Genomic DNA, 599 nt, shown 5'->3' on the forward strand with positions numbered 1-599 from the left:
CTCCACGCCCGCGCGGCCCACCGTGTCGCCCAGCTCGATCTCGCGCCCGTCGGGGATCACGGCCAGGTCGTCGGCCGTCACGGAGCCGGTGTAGCCCACCGCATGCGCCGCGAGGGCGCCGTAGGGGTAGTCGCGCACGGTGCGCGTCTGCACGGCCACGCCGGGGAACGCGTCGGCGTGCTCGGAGATGAAGGCCACGTCGCGCAGGCGCACGTCGCTGGCCACCACGCGCTGGCTCTGCGCGCCGCCCGTGGCGTCCTGGATGCGCTGGCGCACCACGTTGTACGGCACCCCCAGCACGGTGGACAGTCGCTGCACCACGTCGCGGTCGTTCGCCACCTCGGCGTCCGCCAGCACGGTGAGCGACGAGCGGTTCTTCACGATGGCCACGCCGTCGGCGTCGTAGATGTAGCCGCGCGGGGCGGGCGTGGGCACGACGGTGAACTTGTTCTTCTGGGCCGCGCTGGAGAACGTCTCCGAGGCCAGCACCTGCATGCTCCAGAGCTTCGCTCCGAGCGAGCCGAAGATGGCCGCCGTGAGCACGCCCATGGCGAGGAAGCGGGGCTTCAGCCCCTCGGAGGCCGCCTTGGAGGCCGGCT

At 72.6% G+C, this 599-nt stretch carries 1 pseudogene; it reads right to left on the bottom strand.

Annotated elements, in window-relative coordinates:
• Positions 1–599 (bottom strand): annotated as a pseudogene (locus DMP11_RS10115) (penicillin-binding protein 2); the annotation flags it as partial.

Origin of the sequence: Parvibacter caecicola (assembly GCF_003725335.1) — a bacterium.
In the GTDB taxonomy this organism is placed as follows: domain Bacteria; phylum Actinomycetota; class Coriobacteriia; order Coriobacteriales; family Eggerthellaceae; genus Parvibacter; species Parvibacter caecicola.